Raw genomic sequence first — 19,885 nt, 5'->3', positions numbered from 1 at the left:
GGCCGATGCATGGATGCGTCGGCCTTTTGCTTTATGGGGTACTTACACAGCCGTCCAGCGCGTCCCTCGTCTGTTGGCAAATAACAGCGACAGTCACAACTCCCGGGCGTTGCAGCACCGTTTTTTTTGAGTGCACACGGCGATGGCTGCGAATATAGGAAGAGGGCTTCACCCTCCTGGCTCGGTGGGATTTCAGGCTATCCAGTAAATACCACTCACCATCCGTTCCCCGTGCAAAGCATACATGGTGGCCTTCCATCGTCAGGGTGAGTCGGTTGCAGCTCAAATCATCAAAACATTTGGGAGTTGGCATTCTGTGGCGATGGCCACGCTCATGCACTATCAGATGGTACTGGTGCATCACCAGAGGGCGGTGAGTGCCTTCAAGAACTTCAATTTCCTGCATGCGGCGAAGCATTTGCAGGGCTTCCATATATTCGAATTCTGGTTGATTGCGAAGAACGCGCTTTTGGTAGAAGGCATTGATAGCGTGTCGGCCACATTGCAACCCCTGTTGTCTTTCAACAAAAAAATTCTGTTCCCTGTGCTCTTGTGTCTGAGGGCGGGGAGCTGGCCTGGCATTGGCAAGACTGAGAATCAGACTGTTGCGATTGTCTTTAAGGGCGACGTTCATCCTCTCAAGCACTTCTGGAAAACACCGCCTTTCAAACGCTGTAGCTGCTGTTTTTTTCAGGTGTCTGAAGACGTGTCTGATCGCTTTATCCCGAGCAACCCTGCCTGGAAAGCGGGATACCAGTTTTTGCTGATGGAGAGACATCTGGCGCATCAGCTTTTCCAGAAGATCATCAACATCCCTTCTGGTGACGAGTTCTTCCGTGTTGATCACTGTGCGATCCAGAGAGCGTTTCAGATTTTTTATAAAGTGTCTGGCTTTATCCTCATCCGTAATGCCATGTTGGGAGCTGACTCTTTGGTGGAGGGTTTTACGCTTTTCAGAGTAGTGAAGCGTGCCTTCAGGGTGGCGGGTTGAACACGTAGGTGCACAGGGCTGAGTGTTCAGCCCCTGCCACGCCTTGCTCATCCAATTGCGAATATTCGCCAGAGGCTGGAAGTAGCCGCTGTCTCTGCCATTTTTTAGACTTTGGGGCATAACTTCGGTCGGCATGGGAAATCTGCTCAAGTAAAAGACCTGATTATCAAAGCGGGACAGGAACAGGCTCCATAACAGTTATGTCAGCAGACCTGACAATTTGGTGAAATACCCTCTTCATCATAAAGAAATAACTCTGTGACAACTTTGTCACATTACTGTCACATAGTGCAGTTAATGTTCGCCCATACAAAGGAATAAACCAGCCCCAAAAGAGTTTATGAGTGATCACAGTATGCAGTCGGCACCCAATGTAAGCTTTGATACGCCGGCCCTGTTGCGTTATCGAAATATCCGCAAACTGAAAGACCGCACAGCCCGCTATGGCATTGCCACTGGCGGGCTTGGTGTTATTGCAGCCATCCTTTTGATTTTCTTCTACCTGCTTTACGAAGTAGCTCCGTTGTTTGAATCTGCCAGAGTACAGGAAGAACACAGATATGTGCTTCCTATGGCCTCTGGTCAGGCGCTGTATCTGGCAATGGAAGAACAGGCCGAGATTGGTTTGAAAGTCAGCACCAGCGGCGATGCGCTGTTCTTTGATGCAGCTGATGGCTCCGAGAAGCTGAAGGCTCACCTGCCGGTGCCCGCTGATGTGACTGTGACCTCTGTCTCCCAATCAGCTCCCGGCGAAAATCTTCTGGTGGCAGGTTTGTCGGACGGTTCCGCCATCATCTTCAAACACGAATACAAAACCACATGGCCAGGTGACAAACGGGTGATTACCCCATCACTGGTTTATCCCTATGGTCAGGACGCTATTGAACTGGCTCCCGGAAAATCCCTGAGTGAGGTCGCGGTTAGAGACTCTGAAGAGCAACTGATTGTGACTGGCGCCCATGGCAATCAGTTGTATATGACCCGCTTCACCAAGGAAGTAGACTTCCTCACAGAAGAAGTCACCCTTGAAGGTGAAGATGTATCCATGCCTTTGGTGAGTGAAAACGTCCGCCGTCTTCTGCTTGAGCCTGACCTGAAGTGGCTCTACGTGCTATCAGGCAAAGATACGCTGACTCAGGTTGATATCAGCACCAGCCTTCCTGCTGTTCACCATGTGATTGAGCTGACTCACGATGCTGCTGAAGTGAATGATCTGGAATTCCTGTTAGGCGGCATCTCGCTGTTGTCCGGTGACAGTCATGGCCGTATCACCCAGTGGTTTATGGCGCGTAATGAGCAGGGTGAACGACAGCTGACCGAGATTCGCAGCTTCCAGCAAGGCACTGCTGCCATTACCCGTATTATTCCTGAACATCGCCGCAAGGGCTTTCTGGCTCTGGACAGCGATGGTGTACTCGGCCTGTACAACACTACCGCAGATAGAAAGGTGCTGACGGTTGATATCGCGGATAAGGATGTTACATCTATCGGTATTGCTCCCCGCGCTGATGCCCTGCTGCTGGGTAACTCCGGTGCAATGAAATTGTTCTCCGTGAAGAATGAGCACCCGGAAGTGTCCTGGAGCGCACTGTGGGATGAGGTGTGGTATGAGTCTTACGACCAGCCTGAGTATATCTGGCAGTCTTCCGCATCCAATAACGACTTCGAACCCAAGCTCAGCCTGATGCCGCTAGCCTTTGGTACACTGAAGGCGGCGTTCTATGCCATGCTGCTGGCAGCTCCGCTGGCAATTTGTGGCGCGATCTACACCGCTTACTTTATGGCACCCGCTATGCGCCGCAAGGTGAAGCCTGTGATCGAGCTGATGGAAGCGCTGCCTACGGTCATTCTCGGTTTCCTCGCCGGTTTGTGGCTGGCACCGTTTATTGAAAACAACCTGCCTGCCATCTTCAGCCTTCTGGTGATGATGCCGGTGGGTATTCTGGTGTTTGCCTTCTTCTGGGATCGCCTGCCATTGGAGGTGCGCAGTCGTGTACCTGATGGCTGGCATGCAGGTTTGCTGATTCCCGTTGTGCTGTTGATTGGATGGTTGTGTCTGGCCATGAGCGGAACGCTGGAAGGCCTGTTCTTCAATGGCGATATGCGCACTTGGATTACCCACGATATGGGCATCAGTTACGACCAGCGTAATGCGCTGGTGGTTGGCCTCGCTATGGGCTTTGCGGTTATCCCAACCATTTTCTCCATCGCAGAAGATGCCATCTTCAGTGTGCCCAAACACTTGAGCTATGGTTCGCTGGCACTTGGCGCAACCCCTTGGCAGACCCTGACAAAAGTGGTTCTGCTGACTGCCAGCCCCGGTATTTTCTCTGCGGTAATGATCGGTATGGGCCGCGCTGTGGGGGAAACCATGATCGTACTGATGGCCACCGGTAACACGCCGATTATGGACGCCAATATTTTTGAAGGGATGCGGACTCTGGCAGCAAACATCGCTGTCGAGATGCCGGAATCTGAAGTGGGCAGTTCCCACTATCGCATTCTGTTTCTGGCTGCGTTGGTGCTGTTCGTATTCACCTTTGTGGTGAACACTCTGGCAGAGCTGGTTCGTCACCGCCTGCGTCAAAAGTACAGCTCACTTTAATTCGCGGAAGAATAAAGACGGTACAGAGAAGATGAAGATAACTGTCAAAAGCTGGTTTAAAAGCGGTTCTCCGTGGGTATGGATGAATGCTAGTGCTGTCGCCATCAGCCTGGTGATGGTGATTGGCTTGCTGGCATTGATTGCCGTGCGTGGATTAGGTCACTTCTGGCCCTCTGCCATTATGATGGCTGAGTACTCTGTTCCCGGGCACACCAGCTCCGCAGTGATGGGACAGCTTGCGGATGATGAAGAGATACCTGCTCAGCGTCTGATAGATGCTGGCTTTACAGGATTAGCGGAAGAAGAGCTGGTGACCCGCCAGCTCCTGAAAGTAGGCAACCGTGATGTGTCTGGCAGCGATTTCGTGTGGGTTGTGGAGCCATGGCTGCAAAGTATCCAGTATCCGGAAGATGCTATCGCCCTTGAACGACGGGAGTGGGGTAATTTCTATGGCTTCCTCAAAGAAGTACGTCAGGGAGATTCTGTTGTTGCCACTGGTTCAGAGGCCTGGGCCGCTCTCAATACCCGCCTTGAGCGTGCGCTGAAGATTTATAAAGAGATTCACCATATCGAGAAAAAGGATATTGGTGCCATCAACAGTAAGATGGAGCGTTTGCGTCTGAAACAGCGCGGTTTGGAGCTGCGCAATCAGGTGACTCCGGCCCTGCTGGCGGATATTGCTGCCCAACGTGCTGAGCTGGATGTAGCCTACAAGGTTCTGGAAAAACAACTGGGTGATCTTTATGTGTCGTTTACCCGAGACAGCGTGCTGGCTGAGACTGTAGGAGGCCAGACTGTTGAGATTAACGTCTCCAAAATCGTGCGCGCCTATCAGCCCAATGCCATGGGCCTTGGCAGCAAGGTTGCGTTTTACGGTAGCAAGATCTGGGAATTTGTGTCCGATGATCCACGGGAAGCCAACACCGAAGGCGGTATCTTCCCGGCAATTTTCGGCACGGTGATGATGGTGCTGATCATGTCGGTGATAGTGGCACCGTTTGGTGTGATTGCCGCGGTTTACCTGCGTGAGTACGCCAGGCAGGGCACCGTTACCCGGATCATTCGTATCGCCGTGAATAACCTCGCCGGTGTACCGTCCATTGTTTATGGTGTATTTGGTCTGGGCTTCTTTGTGTACTTCCTTGGCAGCCATGTGGATGCTGCGTTCTTCCCGGAAGCACTGCCTGCCCCAACGTTTGGTACACCGGGTTTGCTGTGGGCATCTATCACTCTCGCACTGCTGACGTTGCCGGTGGTTATTGTTGCTACGGAGGAAGGCTTGTCTCGCATTCCCAGCTCCGTGCGTGAAGGCAGTCTGGCTCTGGGGGCAACTAAAGCGGAAACTCTGTGGCGCGTTGTGCTGCCCATGGCCAGCCCTGCCATGATGACGGGGTTGATTCTGGCTGTTGCCCGCGCTGCCGGTGAAGTTGCACCTTTGATGCTGGTGGGTGTTGTGAAGCTGGCACCGAGCCTGCCGCTGAATGGCAACTATCCGTTCCTGCATCTGGATCAGAAGTTCATGCATCTGGGCTTTCATATTTACGATGTTGGCTTCCAGAGCCCCAACGTTGAAGCGGCACGACCACTGGTTTACGCCACAGCCCTGTTGCTGGTGATTGTTATTGCTGCCCTGAATCTTTCAGCGGTTGCTATCCGGAATCATCTCCGTGAGAAGTACAAGTCTCTGGAAGTGTAAACCGGAAATAGAGGATATCTGGCAGCAGGCTGCCAGAGAGAAGAACAAGATGAAGAGGGAAGGCTAATGATGAGTGAAGCAGCAGTAGCCAAGAAACAAAGCGAGCGTGCGGATATGACTCAAACTGATACTGAAGCCAAATTCCGCACCCACGGGATTAGCCTTGACCACATTGGTCGTGGTCGTCAAAAGCTCTCTCTGGAGCAGGAAGAAACCTGTCTCGAGATCCTCGACCTGAATCTCTTCTACGGAGAGAAACAGGCGTTATTCGGCATCAATATGCCAATCCCTAAAAAACGTGTGACTGCGTTTATCGGGCCATCAGGTTGTGGTAAATCGACCCTGCTGCGCAGCCTGAACCGGATGAATGATTTGGTGGAAAGCTGTCGTATAGAAGGTGAGGTGCTCCACGATGCGCAAGATATTTACCACAAAAAGGTAGATGTATCGGACCTGCGTCGCCGGGTGGGCATGGTGTTCCAGAAGCCCAACCCTTTCCCCAAAAGCATTTATGAAAATGTGGCTTATGGCCTGCGCATTCAGGGGATTAACAAGAAGCGCGTTTTGGATGAAACTGTTGAGTGGGCACTGAAAGGCGCGGCACTCTGGGATGAAGTGAAAGACCGTTTGCACGAAAGTGCTTTGGGGTTGTCTGGTGGTCAGCAGCAGCGTTTGGTGATTGCCCGTACCATTGCGGTGAAACCTGAAGTTTTGCTCCTTGATGAACCGGCTTCTGCCCTGGACCCCATCTCAACCCTGAAAATCGAAGAGCTGATTAATGAACTGAAGGAACGGTTCACCATTGTGATTGTGACCCACAATATGCAGCAGGCCGCGCGAGTGTCTGACTACACCGCCTTTATGTATATGGGGCAGCTGATCGAGTTTGGCGATACCGATACCATCTTCACCAATCCTCGGGAGAAGAAAACTGAGGATTACATCACCGGCCGTTACGGTTAAGGATGAAAAATAATGCCAGTTGATATGAACACCGATCTGAACCAGCACATCTCTCAGCAGTTCAACGCTGAGCTGGAAGAACTGCGCAGCCAGCTTCTGGCCATGGGTGGTGCAGTGGAGAAGCAGGTGTCTGATGCCATCGACTCACTGATGGAAGCGGACAACGACCTTGCCTTGAGCGTGCGCGCCAAAGACGACGATGTGAACTTTATGGAAGTTAAGGTCGATGAAGAAGCCGCTCGCATTCTGGCACGGCGTCAGCCTGCTGCTTCTGACTTGCGATTGGTGATTGCCTGTACCAAGGCGTCTACTGATCTGGAGCGTATTGGTGATGAAGCGGCTAAAATCGCTCGGTTTGCCATGGATCTGGCAGAGCATGGTGAATCTCCCCACGGCTATGTGGAAGCGCGGCATATCGGTAACCATGTGCGCAAAATGGTGCAGGATACTCTGAACGCCTTTGCCCGCTTTGATGCTGATCTGGCTCTCACCGTGGCTCAGGAAGATAAAAATGTAGACCGGGAGTATCGCTCCGCCATGCGCGAGCTGGTGACTTACATGATGGAAGACCCACGGGCTATCAGTCGTGTACTGAACATTATGTGGGTGTTGCGCTCCCTCGAGCGTATTGGCGACCATGCCCGTAATATTGCCGAGTATGTGATCTATCTGGTGAAAGGCACGGATGTTCGCCACATTGGTCTCAAGCGTGTGCGGGCCGAGGTGTTTGAGGATAACTCGACCGGCGCCTGATTCCACTTTTCCTCTTTTTTACAAAGCCGGACACTTCTCAGGAGTGTCCGGCTTTAATGTTTCTGACTCTTCTCTCTTTATTGAAAGAGGAGAAAGCAATGGTCCGGGTACTTAAAACACCTGCTATAGTGGAAAGGGTGACCGAATCAAGGATGATGGTGACAACGTGAAGATAATCAAGCAGTTACAGGCAGGTTTTACTCTGATAGAGCTAATGATTGTGGTAGCAATTATCGGTATTCTCGCGGCTATCGCTATTCCAGCGTATCAAAACTATACAGCCCGGGCGGCTATAGCGGGTGAGCTTATTCCTATTCTCAGTAAGGGCGCGAAAGATGCGACTGAGTACTATGCAGTTAATAATTCGCTGGTTGGATTTTGTGCCAGCGATGTGGGAGTTGATTTTGGAGCGATATCCAATGAGTATGCTGAAACGTTTGTCTGTAGTATTGAAAGCATATTTCACATACAGGTTAAATTGAACACTAACCGGTTCCCATCGGATGTTCTGCCCAATACAAGAGTACTATTCTTTCCAACCTACGATGGCTCTACACTCAAATGGCATTGTGGTTACCACAATGACTCCATTCTCCGAATTAATAAAAATTATCTTCCTGCAGCCTGCCGTAGTAACTATCTGGGCTCAGGTGGTGGCATGCATATCAATGTTGATGGTGTTGATGTCACAGCACAGGCTGTGCCTGGCGAGTAAGGAGCCACAGCGTCAACAGCGCCTGTTCAACGATGAACAGGCGTAGCTCACTTTCGGGAAAGTTGACTGCTTTATGACGTGATTTCTTCATCTTCTCTCACCTTTGCCATAACCCCCTAGTCTTGCAGATAGCGTACTCAGTAAAGGTTCCATCGGTCTTATGTCTGCTTCAGCCGATGCACAGCAAAACTGGTTTGTCCCCAAGGATGGCAGCACCCATCTCGACCCCCTGTTAGACAGCCTCGTGACTGTCACCCGTATTCATGGGCGACCCAGCAGTGCTGATGCTCTGAAGCACGGTCTTCCCCTGCAGGATGGGAAGCTGACCGCTGAGTTGTTTATTCGTGCGGCGGAGCGAGGTGGCTTCTCTGCCCGGCTGGTGAAAACACCCCTGAGACGTATCTCTCCACTGGTTCTTCCCGCTGTTCTGCTTCTCAAGGGTCGGAAAGCCTGTGTGCTCACCGGCATCGACCGGAAAGCCAAAACCGCCAAGGTAATTTTGCCGGAATCCGGCAGTGGTGCTCAGGAGGTGCCTTTCCTTGCTCTGGCGCGGGAATACGCAGGCCATACCTTCTTTATCAAGGAGAAGTATCAGTACGATGACCGGGCACCGGAAACCCTGAATGTCCGTTCACGTCACTGGTTCTGGGGCACGATTACCAAGTCCTGGCGGATTTACCGGGATGTGTTGCTGGCCTCTTTTCTGATCAACATATTTGCTCTGGCCAGCCCGCTGTTTGTGATGAATGTGTACGACAGGGTTGTGCCCAATAATGCTATTGAAACCCTGTGGGTGCTGGCGATCGGTGCGTTTATCCTGTTTAGTTTCGACACTGCGCTGAAGTTGATGCGCGGTTATTTCATCGACCTTGCCGGTAAAAAGTCCGATATTCTTTTGTCCTCCAGAATATTTGAAAAAGTGATGGGGCTGTCCATGGCCTCACGGCCTCAGTCTGTTGGTTCTTTCTCCAGAAATATTCAGGAGTTTGAGAGCATTCGGGACTTTATCACCTCTTCAACCGTAACCGCGCTGGTGGATTTGCCGTTCACCATTCTCATTCTTCTGGTGATTGGGTTTATAGGTGGCCCGCTGGCGGTGATTCCCTTTGTTGGTGCTGCGCTGATTGCTCTTTACGGTATTGCCCTGCAGGGGCCGCTGCGTCGCTCTGTGGATAAAACTGTGCGTTCCTCCGCCCAAAAGAACGCCACGCTGATTGAGGTGCTGACCAGCATCGAAAGCCTCAAAGTGGCCCGCGCCGAAAGTGAAATGCAGGCTCGCTGGGAAAAGAATGTGGGCCATATCGCCAAGTGGGGTATTCAAAGCAAAATGCTTTCCTCTTCTGCCGGAACCGTGGCCTCGTTTATTACCCAGCTGGTCACCATCTCCATGGTTGTAGGCGGGGTGTATCTGATTGCTGCTGGCGAGCTGAGTATGGGGGGCCTGATTGCTACGGTAATGCTTTCCGGCCGTGCTTTGGCTCCCATGGCACAGGTAGCGGGCTTATCTACACGCTACAACCAGAGTAAGGTAGCGCTGGCTGCTTTGAACGACATTATGAAAATGCCTTCCGACCGCCCGGAAGGAAAATCCTTTGCTCACCGCCCTACCCTGAAAGGTGATATCGAATTTGATCAAGTGAACTTCTCCTATCCTGGTCAGGAGTTCAAAGCCCTGAACAATGTGAACCTGCGTATTAAAGCTGGTGAGAAGGTCGGTATTATCGGACGAATCGGCTCTGGCAAAAGCACTGTTGAGAAAATGCTGCTAGGGCTTTACCAGCCGGAAAGCGGCGCTGTAAGGGTGGATGGCGTGGATCTTCGTCAGATCAATCCATCGGATCTTCGCCACAACATCGGCTGCGCCCTGCAGGATGCCACGTTGCTGTACGGCACCCTGAAAGAAAATATTGCCCTCGGCGTCAGCCATATGGAAGACAGTGCGATTATTCAGGCAGCAGAACTCTCTGGAGTGAAGGAATTTGCTAACCGCCACCCCGATGGACTGGATATGCAGGTGGGTGAGCGCGGAGTGTGTTTGTCCGGCGGGCAGCGGCAGAGTGTCTCTCTGGCACGGGCAATGCTGGTGGATGCACCTATTATTGTCCTCGACGAGCCCTGCAGCGCGATGGATAACACCACAGAAAGCCGGCTGCGGGACAACCTGCGCAAGTACTGTGAAAAAAGAACATTGCTGCTGGTTACCCATAAAGCGTCTATGTTGGAGCTGGTGGATCGCCTGATTGTTATGGATCAGGGGCGAATTGTTGCTGATGGCCCGAAGGAGCAGGTATTTGCAGCCCTGCGTGAAGGCAAGTTGAGGATTTCCTGATGGCGGACAAGAAATCTGATAAGAAAACGATACCGCTTGACCCCAAGCGAGGCCGCAAAAAGGTACGGCCTCCTATCCCCAAGGGCCAGAAGGCTCCTGTGGCTCAGTTTCCAAAGGGTGGTCGCCCTCCCCGTAAGGCTTCGGCAGTTGAGTTGGAATATATGTCTGACGCCTCGGCCGCTATGCTGCTGAAATCCCCAAAGGGGGGGCGATTGCTCATCTTTATTTGTCTGTTTGCGCTGATTGCTGCCCTGATGTGGGCCGCATGGGCGGAGGTCGATGAAATCACACGAGGAGCCGGAAAGGTGGTTCCCTCCTCCCGTTTGCAGGTTGTTCAGAACCTGGAAGGGGGGATACTCGAAAAGCTGATGGTGCGGGAAGGCCAGAGAGTGGAAAAAGGCCAGGTGCTGATGATGCTCGATGACACCAGCTTTAACTCCACTTTTCAGGAATCAGAAATTGAGTACTTGAGCGTTCTGGCCTCTATTGCCCGCCTGCGAGCTCTGGCAGAAGATCGTGAGCTGGTGTTCCCCGAGGAGGTGTCAGAATATCCCAAGGTTCAGCGCCGAGAATTGAAGCTTTACAACAGCCGTCGGGCCGGTCTGGAAGCTGAAACTGACGTAGCCAAAGAGAAGGTACGCCAGAGTGAGCAGGAAATGCGTGCCATGGAAACCCGCCGTGACCACCTGCAGCGCAGCTACGATCTGGGCATGAAGGAACTCTCCATGACCCGGCCGCTGGCCCAGAAAGGTGTGGTGTCGGAAGTGGAGATGATTCAGCTAGAACAGAGGGTGAACGACCTGCTCTCCGAACTCAACGAAGCAGAGCTGACACTGCCCCGCTTGCAGTCCACCCTGCAGGAACAGAAAGGCCGGGTGCGGGAAGTGGCTATCAAATTCCGGGAAGAGGCTCAGGAAGAGCTGAGGGATCAGGAAGTGAAGCTGGCCCAGTTAAGCGAGTCCCGTAAATCCCTTGAAGATCAGGTGGCCCGCCGGGAGGTACAGGCGCCACTGGCAGGCATCGTCAAAAAGATTCACGTCACCACAGTGGGCGGTGTTGTGCAGCCGGGTATGGATTTGATTGAAATCGTACCGGTGGAAGAGGCCCTGCTTGTGGAAGCGAAGATTAATCCTAAAGACGTGGCGTTTCTCCAGATTGGCGACGAAGCCATTGTGAAACTCACCGCTTACGACTTTGCTATTTATGGCGGCCTGGAAGGTGTGGTGGATCATATCAGTGCTGACACGATTGTTGATGAGGAAGGCGAGAGCTTTTATCAGGTGCTGATTCGCACCAACAGCAGTCACCTTGGAACGGAAGAAAAACCACTGGAAATTATCCCGGGAATGCATGCTCAGGTGGATATTGTCACAGGTAAGAAAACGATACTTTCCTACCTTCTGAAGCCCATTCTCAAAGCCCGCGACAACGCTTTGACAGAGCGCTGACCTGCTAGGCTGAGGGGGAGGTAGAGGTACTACTGCACAGGGTACGGATGCAGGGAAGGAGCAGTTGCCATGATGAAAGTCGGGGACATATCAGGAACGGTATTCGCTGTATCCCCAGATGGTTCGAAGCGGATGCTGGTTGAGGGGGCAACCTTACAACCTGATGATACGGTTCAAACCAGTGATGGCAGCAATGTTGTGTTGGTCTCCTCCAATGGCCAGATGGTTACTGTTCCCGCCAATATGACCTTGCCTGTGCCCCAGACCGGTGTTCCCATCCACTTTAATATGTTTCAACCCACTCCTGCTGCGGGTGATGATACGGCGGCAGAAAGTACGCCTGATGATGCGGCAGCCTGTGGTGATGGGAACGATAGCTCTGTGGCCTGTCTCATAGAAGAGTCTGCCACATCGGATCTTCTAGGGGGTGGAAGTGCCGGCGTTCTCCACGGTTTTGGAAGCACGCCATCCGTTGCTAAGGCTGGTGGTGGCCTTGATGACTTCTCGGCATTTTCTCCTGTAAAACCATCCGCACCAGCTGTTTCTTCTCAGCCTGACGGCTTTACTCCTTTGTCTGCAACCAGTGCCGGACGCCCTGCTCTTGATTCATCTACTGATAGCGGGGCTATGATCTCTGGGGTACAGGTTATGTCTACAGACCGTTCGGAGGTTACCAGTGCGAATGCTGATTCTGTCGTCGCGATTACAGGGCAAACACTCTCACAGCAAAGTGGAGTTCTTGCTAATGACACAGGGGAAGGGATTCGTCTCACCCATTTGAATGGCAGCCCCGTCAATACCAATGGGACGACCACACTTGACGGCAACTTTGGAACCCTGACAGTGTGGCCAGATGGACGTTATACCTATGATGCGACTGAGATGGACTTGCATAATGATCTCGTTGCCTATTGGAATTTTAATCAGAATGTTGTCGATGGAATTGTGTCAGATCAGGCGACAGTAGACAGCTATGCCAACCCGGGCAGGCTGGAGCGTGGTGCTTCGATTACTGATGGTGGAGTAACCGGAGGAGCTTTAGATGGGCACCTTTCTATAAAGGAATCCCCCGAGCTGAATATTCCTCTGGATGGGAGTGTTGAGGCGCGAACTGTCAATTTGTCCTTTCAAATGCCAGAAGCCACTCTTGAGGGGGAGCGGCAGGTTTTGTATCAGGAAGGGGACGCTTCAACCGGTGGGATCGTTTATATCATCGATGACATGCTGTACGCCGGAGCTTATAACGGCTCAGACTGGTCGGGGTCATTTCTCAGTGTCAATCTGTCTGGTCTGAATGGGTGGCATAACGTGACCGTGGCTCTGGATGGTGATGCTGGCACCATGAATGCCTGGCTGGATGGTCAGCTCTTCGGGCAAACTTCCAGCGCCAGGGGGCTTGATTCCCACGATGGTGATATCGGCGTTGGGGGAAGCAGCGGCGCTACAACGAAATTCCACGATGGTCATCATTCCGGGAATTTCACATTTACCGGCCTGATTGACGATGTGCGTGTTTATAATCGCGCTTTAAATGAGGTTGAGGCTAAGGCCCTGGCAGAAGGTGCTGCACCGAATGATCAATTCAATTACACCATTCAGAGCGCATCCGGAAGTGTATCAACTTCAACACTAACTGTGTCGGTTCAGGCCCCGGATAATACGGCACCTGTCGCTGAGAACGATGCATTGACAGTGATGGCCGGTCAGAGCGTAGCGGTTAACAGTGCGGCAGTCGTTGGTTTGCTGGGGAATGATCGAGATTTGGAAGGCGACACTCTCACAGTGACAGATGTCGGCGGCACGGTTGTTGGTGCCGATGGCACAACGACAATCGATGGTCAGTACGGAACGCTGATTATCTCTGCTGATGGCACTTATGCTTATACGCCCTCCAATGGGGTCCGTGGCGGTGTGACGGATACTTTCAGTTATACCGTCAGTGATGGCACAACAACGTCAACTGCCACACTCTCCGTAAATATTCTGGCTCAGGGTCATGCCAATGCTGACAGTCTCAGCATCAGTGAATCCGGGTGGTCACCCGCCACTGTCTTTGTTGTGGATTACGACGCAGATAATGACAGCGCTTATTTACGGGCCTATGACCTTGAAAGCGGTGTTTCCTATGTTCTCGGAGATTTGCAGGGGGCGGTGCAGAATCATGGTTTGGAGTTAGCGGTATCTCCCTCCGGAGAAATTTACGCTGTGGACAATTCACGCCTTTACTCCCTTGACCCTGAGACACTTCAATTCTCGGAAATCGGTAACCACGGTGTCTCACATTTCCCTCAGTACGATATATCGGGTTTGGCCTTTTCACCGGATGGCACGTTATATATGTATGACACCTCCGGAGAAGTAAACACGATCAATCTCACAACTGGTCAGGCCACTTCTCTCGGCTCTCTTGAGGATCAAGGCTACGAAAATATCACGTCCGATAGTATTGCCTGGCATGACGGAGCCTTGTATGCACTGACAGCAGGGCTGGGAGTGGATGATGGTGGAAGTTTAATTGTTACCGAAAGCTATCTGGTAAGAATTGACATAACAGACAGCGGTCTTGTTGTGACTGAGCCTGCTCATGAGAGGGATTTGTTCTATCTGGATACACTGGCCTCTGTGGGCGGAGAGTTGGTTGGGGTTTTGAATACCGGGCAATCGGTGGTGTTAGATACAGTGAATGGCGGCATCAAGGAGTTCGGAGACATTGTCCAGTTACAGGATGGAGGCAGTGGTTCCCTTACCGGAATGCGAACAATGGCGGGTAATGTTCTGGATAACGATACAAATCCGCAGGCGGTGTCATCTATCCAGTTGCCAGGTGGCTCCTCTCATTCTGTGACCAGTAACGGTACAACTATCCGGGGCACCTTTGGCTTCCTCACAATCAGGAGTGATGGCAGCTACGAATATCAGGTTGATGATCGACTTGCAGCAACTAACAACCTTGCTACTGGTGAAACAGGGACTGACCGATTCACCTATACCTCAACGGATATCAACGGCCAGCCAAGCCAAAGCGTACTGACCGTGTACGTAAATGGCCAGGATGAGCAGGACGTGGCGGAATCTGCTTTGCTGACCAGCTCAATTACTATGGAAAGCGTTGATGCCGATAACCCTGTACCTGTTGATTTTACAGCGCAGGCCAGTGAGAACCATCGCATTACAGAGATCCATATTCGCCACCATAAGGACGTTGTTTTCAATATTCCGGATGAGCTTCTTCAAGCCGGTACTATCACTGGCAATGACGCAGATAGCTTTGATCTCATCTGGACTGCTAACCCCGGTACTCACGCAGGTCTGGAAGTGTTCGACGCTCTCTCCAGCGGCCTGACGTTCACCACTGAAGATGGTGATTTCGTTAACGGTTTCTGGATGCGAATCAATATCACCAGTAGCGGATACGATGCTGATGGCAATCTGACAGATGCACTTCCAGCCATCACCACCATCCAAACCAACTATGTGGATATCGACCACACACGGATGGGAACCGATGGCAATGACACTCTGACAGGCTCTTCTGAAAGTCAGAATTTTCATGATGAATTTATCGGTGGTGCCGGCAACGACACGATGACAGGTGGTGATGGTTCTGATTTCTATGTTTGGCGGCCAGAAGATGTAGGCACCGGTGGCTCTCCGGCTGTAGATACCATCACCGACTTTAATGCCTTTGGTCACGGAGATGTTCTGGACTTGCGTGACTTATTACCGGACGGTGCGTCGGAGAATCTTGATCAATATCTCAGCTTCAATGTTGCGGATGGAGATACAACCATCAACGTAAGCACTTCGGCGGGTGGGCCAGTGGTTCAGCAGATTGTTTTGCAGGATGTTGATTTGACGGTGCGCTACGGAACAACAGATTCCGCATCACTGGTGAATAATCTTACGGATAACGGAAATCTTATTAGCTGATAAGCGACAGCTGACAGGGAAGGAGCGGTTGATATGGTGAAGGTTGGGGAAATGACAGGAACGGTGCTGGCTGTATCCCCTGATGGGTCAACCAGAGTGCTGTCTGAAGGCGATGTACTCAAACCTGAGGAAACGGTTCAAACACAGAGTGGCAGCTCTGCTGTTTTGCAGGCTGCTGACGGGCGAACTATTACCGTTCCGGCCAATATGGCGTTTTCGTTATCCGGTGGTTCTGTGGCCATCCCCGCTACGGATTTTGTTGAATCTCCTCAGGCTATCAACGAATCTCAAACTGAACAGACTGAAATGGAGGATGGAGCGCCCAGAAAGAACGATGCTGTATCCCGAGAGAGCGAAAGTCCTGATGGTGGTGAAATGCTGTTTGCCCATAGCTTTCAAACAACACCTGAAATTGTCAGCAGTGACCTGGAAAGTGCGCTGGATTTATCCGCTCTTCCTGACTCTGAGAGTAGAGCGGGAGAAAGCTTTTTATCTCAGCGAGGCACTGAGAGTGCCTATACAGGTAAAGGGGTCAATCCGATAACCAATCCAGCGCCTGCTGTTCAAGAAGTTGTTCCTAATAGCCCTATAACCGTTCCACAAGCTGAGCCAGAGCCTCAAGTGATGATTGGCGGCACACAGATAACCACAGTCATAGCTGAACCAGAGCCTGTGCATGAAGCCGCATCAGCAGCAAGGGACTCCGTGCAGATAGTATTTGGTGAAACCCTGAGTCAGCAATCCGGTGTTTTGATAAACGACTCGGGCACAGGTATATCACTCAATACTGTGAATGGTACGGCTGTAACTGACTTGGGACCAACAACAATTCAGGGGAATTACGGGACGCTCACGATTCAGACGGATGGCTCTTATAGTTACCAGGCGGAAGAGGTGGATATTGAGAGCGGACTGGTGGCCTATTGGGGATTTAACCAGCCAACGTCTGATAAGGTGGCAGAAGATCAGTCTGGTGTCGATCAGGTCACCGATAACGGCATGCTTCATGGGCAGGCTGCGATTGTAGAAAATGGATTTTCTGGTAATGCTCTGAGTCTTGATGGCCGGGGAGATCATGTTTCCGTTAATAATATCCATCATTCAGTAGAAGATTACACGCCAGTCAGTAATCAGGTTGTGAATAACAATTTCAATGATGGTACAACACAAGGATGGGATGTCTCCGGTGGCTTCGGCGCAGACCCTACAGAGGGAGGCTTTTTGTATGGCTGGCACACTGCAACCTTAAAACGACAGGTAGACACCAGTGATGAGACTGCTGAGAGCTATACCCTGACGTTCACTCTTGCACAGGGTAAAAGTAACAGTTCAGACGCCCAAGTCTATCTCGACTGGGGTGGGGAGCGCGTTGCAACTTTTACAGCTCCCCGTGGGGTAGGTCTTCATACCACACAGCAGACAATCACTTTACCAGCAACGGGTGATCCCACCACAGAATTGAAACTCACTGAGGATCAGAGATTCTTCCGCATTGATGATGTCATTATCACCAAAAACATACCTGAAGATGTTCTATTCAATGACACTGTTGAAGTTGCCCATACCTACGTTGACCCTCTTGAATCCAGTGGCGGTAACGTTGAAGAACGAACCATCAGCTTCGCCTTCAAGCCCGGTGCTGATAATGACTTAACCGATCGTCAGGTGCTTTATACAGAAGGTGGAGGTAGTGGGGGATTCATTGTCTATATCCAGAACAACACACTGTATGCCGGTGCCCACGATGGTGCAAACTGGAATGGCGAATATCTCAGTACCGATATTTCCAGTTTAGATGCCAGTCAATGGCAGAATGTTGCCCTTACTCTGGATGGTAGCGCAGGAACACTGGAAGCCTTTCTGAATGGTGAAAGTTTTGGCCTTTCAACAAATGCCCAAAGCCTTGATGATGCTATTGGTGGAGTAGCCCTTGGTTCGGCCGGTTCTGTGAATAAATATCATGATGGTGTTCAGTCAGGGTCGTTTAACTTTGACGGCATGATTGATGAAGTGCGGGTGTATGACCGGGTTTTAAGTAATGTTGAACTCAATACACTGGCTAACGGCAGCGAAATGCCAGTTGATACCTTTGATTACCAGATTGAGGATGCTGAAGGTGGTACCTCCGATTCTACCCTGGACGTTTATTTAAATACGGCAGAAAACCAAGCTCCGATTGCTGTTGATGACAGTCTGTCTGTTATGTCGGATCAGAGCTTCTCAGTGAACAGCTCAGTGAATTTGGGGCTGCTTGGGAATGATGCCGATAGCGATGGTGATGTTTTGAGAGTCACCCATGTCGGCGATAAGGAAGTGGATCAGTTCGGCACAGTGAATATTGCCGGAGATTTCGGTACTCTCACGATCGCCTCTGACGGTACATACGCTTACTCACCACTGTTTACTGCTGTGAGTGGTGGCATTGATACCTTCAGTTACACAGTGAGTGATGGTACAACAACCTCGACCGCTACCCTGACTGTGAGTGTGATTGCCGACAGTTTCGCCAATGCAGATAGTGCAACTGTCGTAGAGTCTGCCCTGCCAGCCGGTTCTCTGTATGTTCTGGACGATGTAAATGATGGCGGTATGCATTTAAGTGTCGTGAATGCGGAAACGGGTATAACCCATAAACTGGGAGAGTTATCCCCGTCAATGCTGGCAATTGCAATGTCGCCATCTGGAGTGTTGTACGGTGCGAATAACACTCATATCTACACGATTGACCCAGCCACTCAAAGTGCAACGGTTGTTGGCTCTTATGATCTTCCTTCAAGTAGCCTGAATATAACGGGTCTGACTTTCGCTCCAGATGGAAGCCTGTTCGCTAGCGAGTATGACGGCAATATTTATAGAGCGGATACAACCACCGGGGCGTTAACAAGTATCGGTAATGTGTCGTCTGCAGAGCAAGTGGGTTTGTTTGGGGATATGGTTTGGCATGATGGAGCCCTCTACACTCAGGGCTATGCAGAGTCTCCAGCTCGCTACACATTTCTACGCATTGATGTTGATGGTAACTCAACCAGCATGAGTGTATTACCAAGTGCTTCCGATATTGGTTCTCTTCACTCATTAGCTTCCGTTGATGGTGAGCTGATTGGTATCGATTGGGGGGCAAACGTTCCTGCCATGATGACTATAGACAGTGAAACGGGGCTGATTGAGGAACTTAGACCTTCAATAGGTACCTTCGACCCCGAAAACGCTACATCTATTGAACAGCTGGTGGAAGGTAATGTGTTGAGTAACGACACAGGAGCAGTCAGTGTCACCACAGTATCCTTGCCAGATGGTACATCACGTTCTGTCGACGGTGCTGGCGTAACATTGCAAGGAAGCTATGGCACCCTCACTCTTCGTAGCGATGGCACCTATATCTACAACATCAATAACAATCTGGAGGCCACTAATAATCTTGTGGCAGGAGAAACCGGAAATGATCGGTTTATTTATACTGCTACAGGTTCCGATGGTGATATCAGTCAGAGCATTCTTACGGTGTATGTCAATGGCTCGAATGAAGTGCAGGTAACGGATAATGCGATTTTTAGCGATTATTCTGCTGTTGATCGTGTGGATACATCGAGTGATATGATGCCCATTGATTTTGTGGTGAGTACCCAAAATGACACGGACCGCATTACTGAGATTCGTATCGCTCATCCTTATGGAACGGAATTCAATATTCCACCGGAGTGGACAGATCACGGCACTGTGACGACCAGTGGGCACGAACTTGTATGGACAGCCACTCCCGGCAATCGTGCAGGGCTGGAGAGTGTTGATGCCATAGCGGATGGGCTGACTTTATCCTCATTCAATGGCGGGGAGATCAATATCTCAGTAATAACCAGCGAATATGATGTATGGGGTAATGTGTCCAGTAACTGGACAACGGCATCTTCTATCTCAATGAATCTGGTCACCATCGAAAATGAACAGACTGGAAGCACCGGCACAGATATCCTCAGTGGCACAGCGGAGAATGATGCCATCATCGGTGGTGCCGGATTTGATGTTATGACCGGTGGCGAAAGTCAGGATTTCTTTATCTGGCAATCCGGGCACGAGGGAGTAGAGAATAATCCTACTGTGGATACCATCACAGATTTCAGTACCGGAAGGGCTGGCGATGTACTGGATCTAAGGGATCTGCTGCCTGATAACGCTTCCGAAAGTCTGGATCAGTTCCTGAGCTTCAGTTTTGAAAGTGGAGATACTACCATTGGCATCAGCACCACAGCCGGTGGCCCGGTGGTTCAAAACATAGTGCTGGATGGTGTTGATCTCTCAGCCACTTTTGGTACCACGGATGTCACGCTGTTGACCAGTCAGCTGACGGATAATGGCAACCTGCTCTCCTGATTTCTACTCACCGTTAGATTTGTCTCTAAACTCTGAGCTAGGAGCCGTCGATAACAATAAGAATGTTATGCCCACTACTCAGAGGGT

10 protein-coding genes are annotated in these 19,885 nt (G+C 51.1%); 9 read left to right on the top strand and 1 reads right to left on the bottom strand.

The window, feature by feature from the left end:
• Positions 1 to 31 precede the first annotated feature (31 nt).
• Entirely contained in the window at positions 32 to 1,126 is a 1,095-nt protein-coding gene (locus E1189_RS20400; protein ID WP_155163005.1) for a hypothetical protein, read from the bottom strand.
• Positions 1,127 to 1,331: 205 nt separating this feature from the next.
• Between E1189_RS20400 and E1189_RS20395 the strand changes: the two genes are divergently transcribed.
• The 9 genes from E1189_RS20395 to E1189_RS20355 all read left to right on the top strand — a co-directional run bounded on the left by E1189_RS20395 (position 1,332) and on the right by E1189_RS20355 (position 19,798).
• The gene (locus E1189_RS20395; RefSeq protein WP_155163004.1) at positions 1,332 to 3,596 is read left to right on the top strand and encodes an ABC transporter permease subunit; all 2,265 of its coding nucleotides are present in this window, start codon (positions 1,332 to 1,334) and stop codon (positions 3,594 to 3,596) included.
• A gap of 31 nt (positions 3,597 to 3,627) precedes the next feature.
• Complete coding sequence (gene pstA, locus E1189_RS20390) at positions 3,628 to 5,292, top strand: phosphate ABC transporter permease PstA (protein WP_155163003.1); 1,665 nt, start codon at positions 3,628 to 3,630, stop codon at positions 5,290 to 5,292.
• Between the two features lie 66 nt (positions 5,293 to 5,358).
• A complete protein-coding gene (gene pstB, locus E1189_RS20385) occupies positions 5,359 to 6,255 on the top strand; it encodes a phosphate ABC transporter ATP-binding protein PstB (protein WP_408014779.1) in 897 nt (298 codons plus the stop codon).
• Between the two features lie 12 nt (positions 6,256 to 6,267).
• Positions 6,268 to 7,008, top strand: coding sequence for a phosphate signaling complex protein PhoU (gene phoU / locus E1189_RS20380; RefSeq protein ID WP_230460559.1), 741 nt, complete (start codon positions 6,268 to 6,270; stop codon positions 7,006 to 7,008).
• Between the two features lie 175 nt (positions 7,009 to 7,183).
• Entirely contained in the window at positions 7,184 to 7,723 is a 540-nt protein-coding gene (locus E1189_RS25970) for a pilin (RefSeq protein WP_408014780.1), read from the top strand.
• Between the two features lie 160 nt (positions 7,724 to 7,883).
• Positions 7,884 to 10,052, top strand: coding sequence for a type I secretion system permease/ATPase (locus tag E1189_RS20370; protein WP_155163002.1), 2,169 nt, complete (start codon positions 7,884 to 7,886; stop codon positions 10,050 to 10,052).
• Positions 10,052 to 11,500 (top strand): HlyD family type I secretion periplasmic adaptor subunit, encoded by a 1,449-nt coding sequence (locus E1189_RS20365; protein ID WP_155163001.1) that lies wholly within the window; start codon positions 10,052 to 10,054, stop codon positions 11,498 to 11,500. Before E1189_RS20370 ends, E1189_RS20365 begins: the two co-directional genes overlap by 1 nt.
• A 69-nt stretch (positions 11,501 to 11,569) precedes the next feature.
• Positions 11,570 to 15,430, top strand: coding sequence for a cadherin-like domain-containing protein (locus E1189_RS20360; protein WP_155163000.1), 3,861 nt, complete (start codon positions 11,570 to 11,572; stop codon positions 15,428 to 15,430).
• A 33-nt stretch (positions 15,431 to 15,463) separates the two neighbouring features.
• Entirely contained in the window at positions 15,464 to 19,798 is a 4,335-nt protein-coding gene (locus E1189_RS20355; protein WP_155162999.1) for a cadherin-like domain-containing protein, read from the top strand.
• Positions 19,799 to 19,885: the final 87 nt, after the last annotated feature.

It is taken from the genome of Parendozoicomonas verongulae, assembly GCF_009711465.1.
GTDB lineage: Bacteria > Pseudomonadota > Gammaproteobacteria > Pseudomonadales > Endozoicomonadaceae > Sansalvadorimonas > Sansalvadorimonas verongulae.
This window is presented reverse-complemented; position numbering and strand designations above follow the sequence as displayed.

Excerpts from the sequence above, each read along its gene's own strand:
- E1189_RS20400 (WP_155163005.1), bottom strand. The coding sequence starts at position 1,126 with ATGCCGACCGAAGTTATGCCCCAAAGTCTAAAAAATGGCAGAGACAGC.
- E1189_RS20395 (WP_155163004.1), top strand. The coding sequence starts at position 1,332 with ATGAGTGATCACAGTATGCAGTCGGCACCCAATGTAAGCTTTGATACG.
- pstA (WP_155163003.1), top strand. The coding sequence starts at position 3,628 with ATGAAGATAACTGTCAAAAGCTGGTTTAAAAGCGGTTCTCCGTGGGTA.
- pstB (WP_408014779.1), top strand. The coding sequence starts at position 5,359 with ATGATGAGTGAAGCAGCAGTAGCCAAGAAACAAAGCGAGCGTGCGGAT.
- phoU (WP_230460559.1), top strand. The coding sequence starts at position 6,268 with ATGCCAGTTGATATGAACACCGATCTGAACCAGCACATCTCTCAGCAG.
- E1189_RS20370 (WP_155163002.1), top strand. The coding sequence starts at position 7,884 with ATGTCTGCTTCAGCCGATGCACAGCAAAACTGGTTTGTCCCCAAGGAT.
- E1189_RS20365 (WP_155163001.1), top strand. The coding sequence starts at position 10,052 with ATGGCGGACAAGAAATCTGATAAGAAAACGATACCGCTTGACCCCAAG.
- E1189_RS20360 (WP_155163000.1), top strand. The coding sequence starts at position 11,570 with ATGATGAAAGTCGGGGACATATCAGGAACGGTATTCGCTGTATCCCCA.
- E1189_RS20355 (WP_155162999.1), top strand. The coding sequence starts at position 15,464 with ATGGTGAAGGTTGGGGAAATGACAGGAACGGTGCTGGCTGTATCCCCT.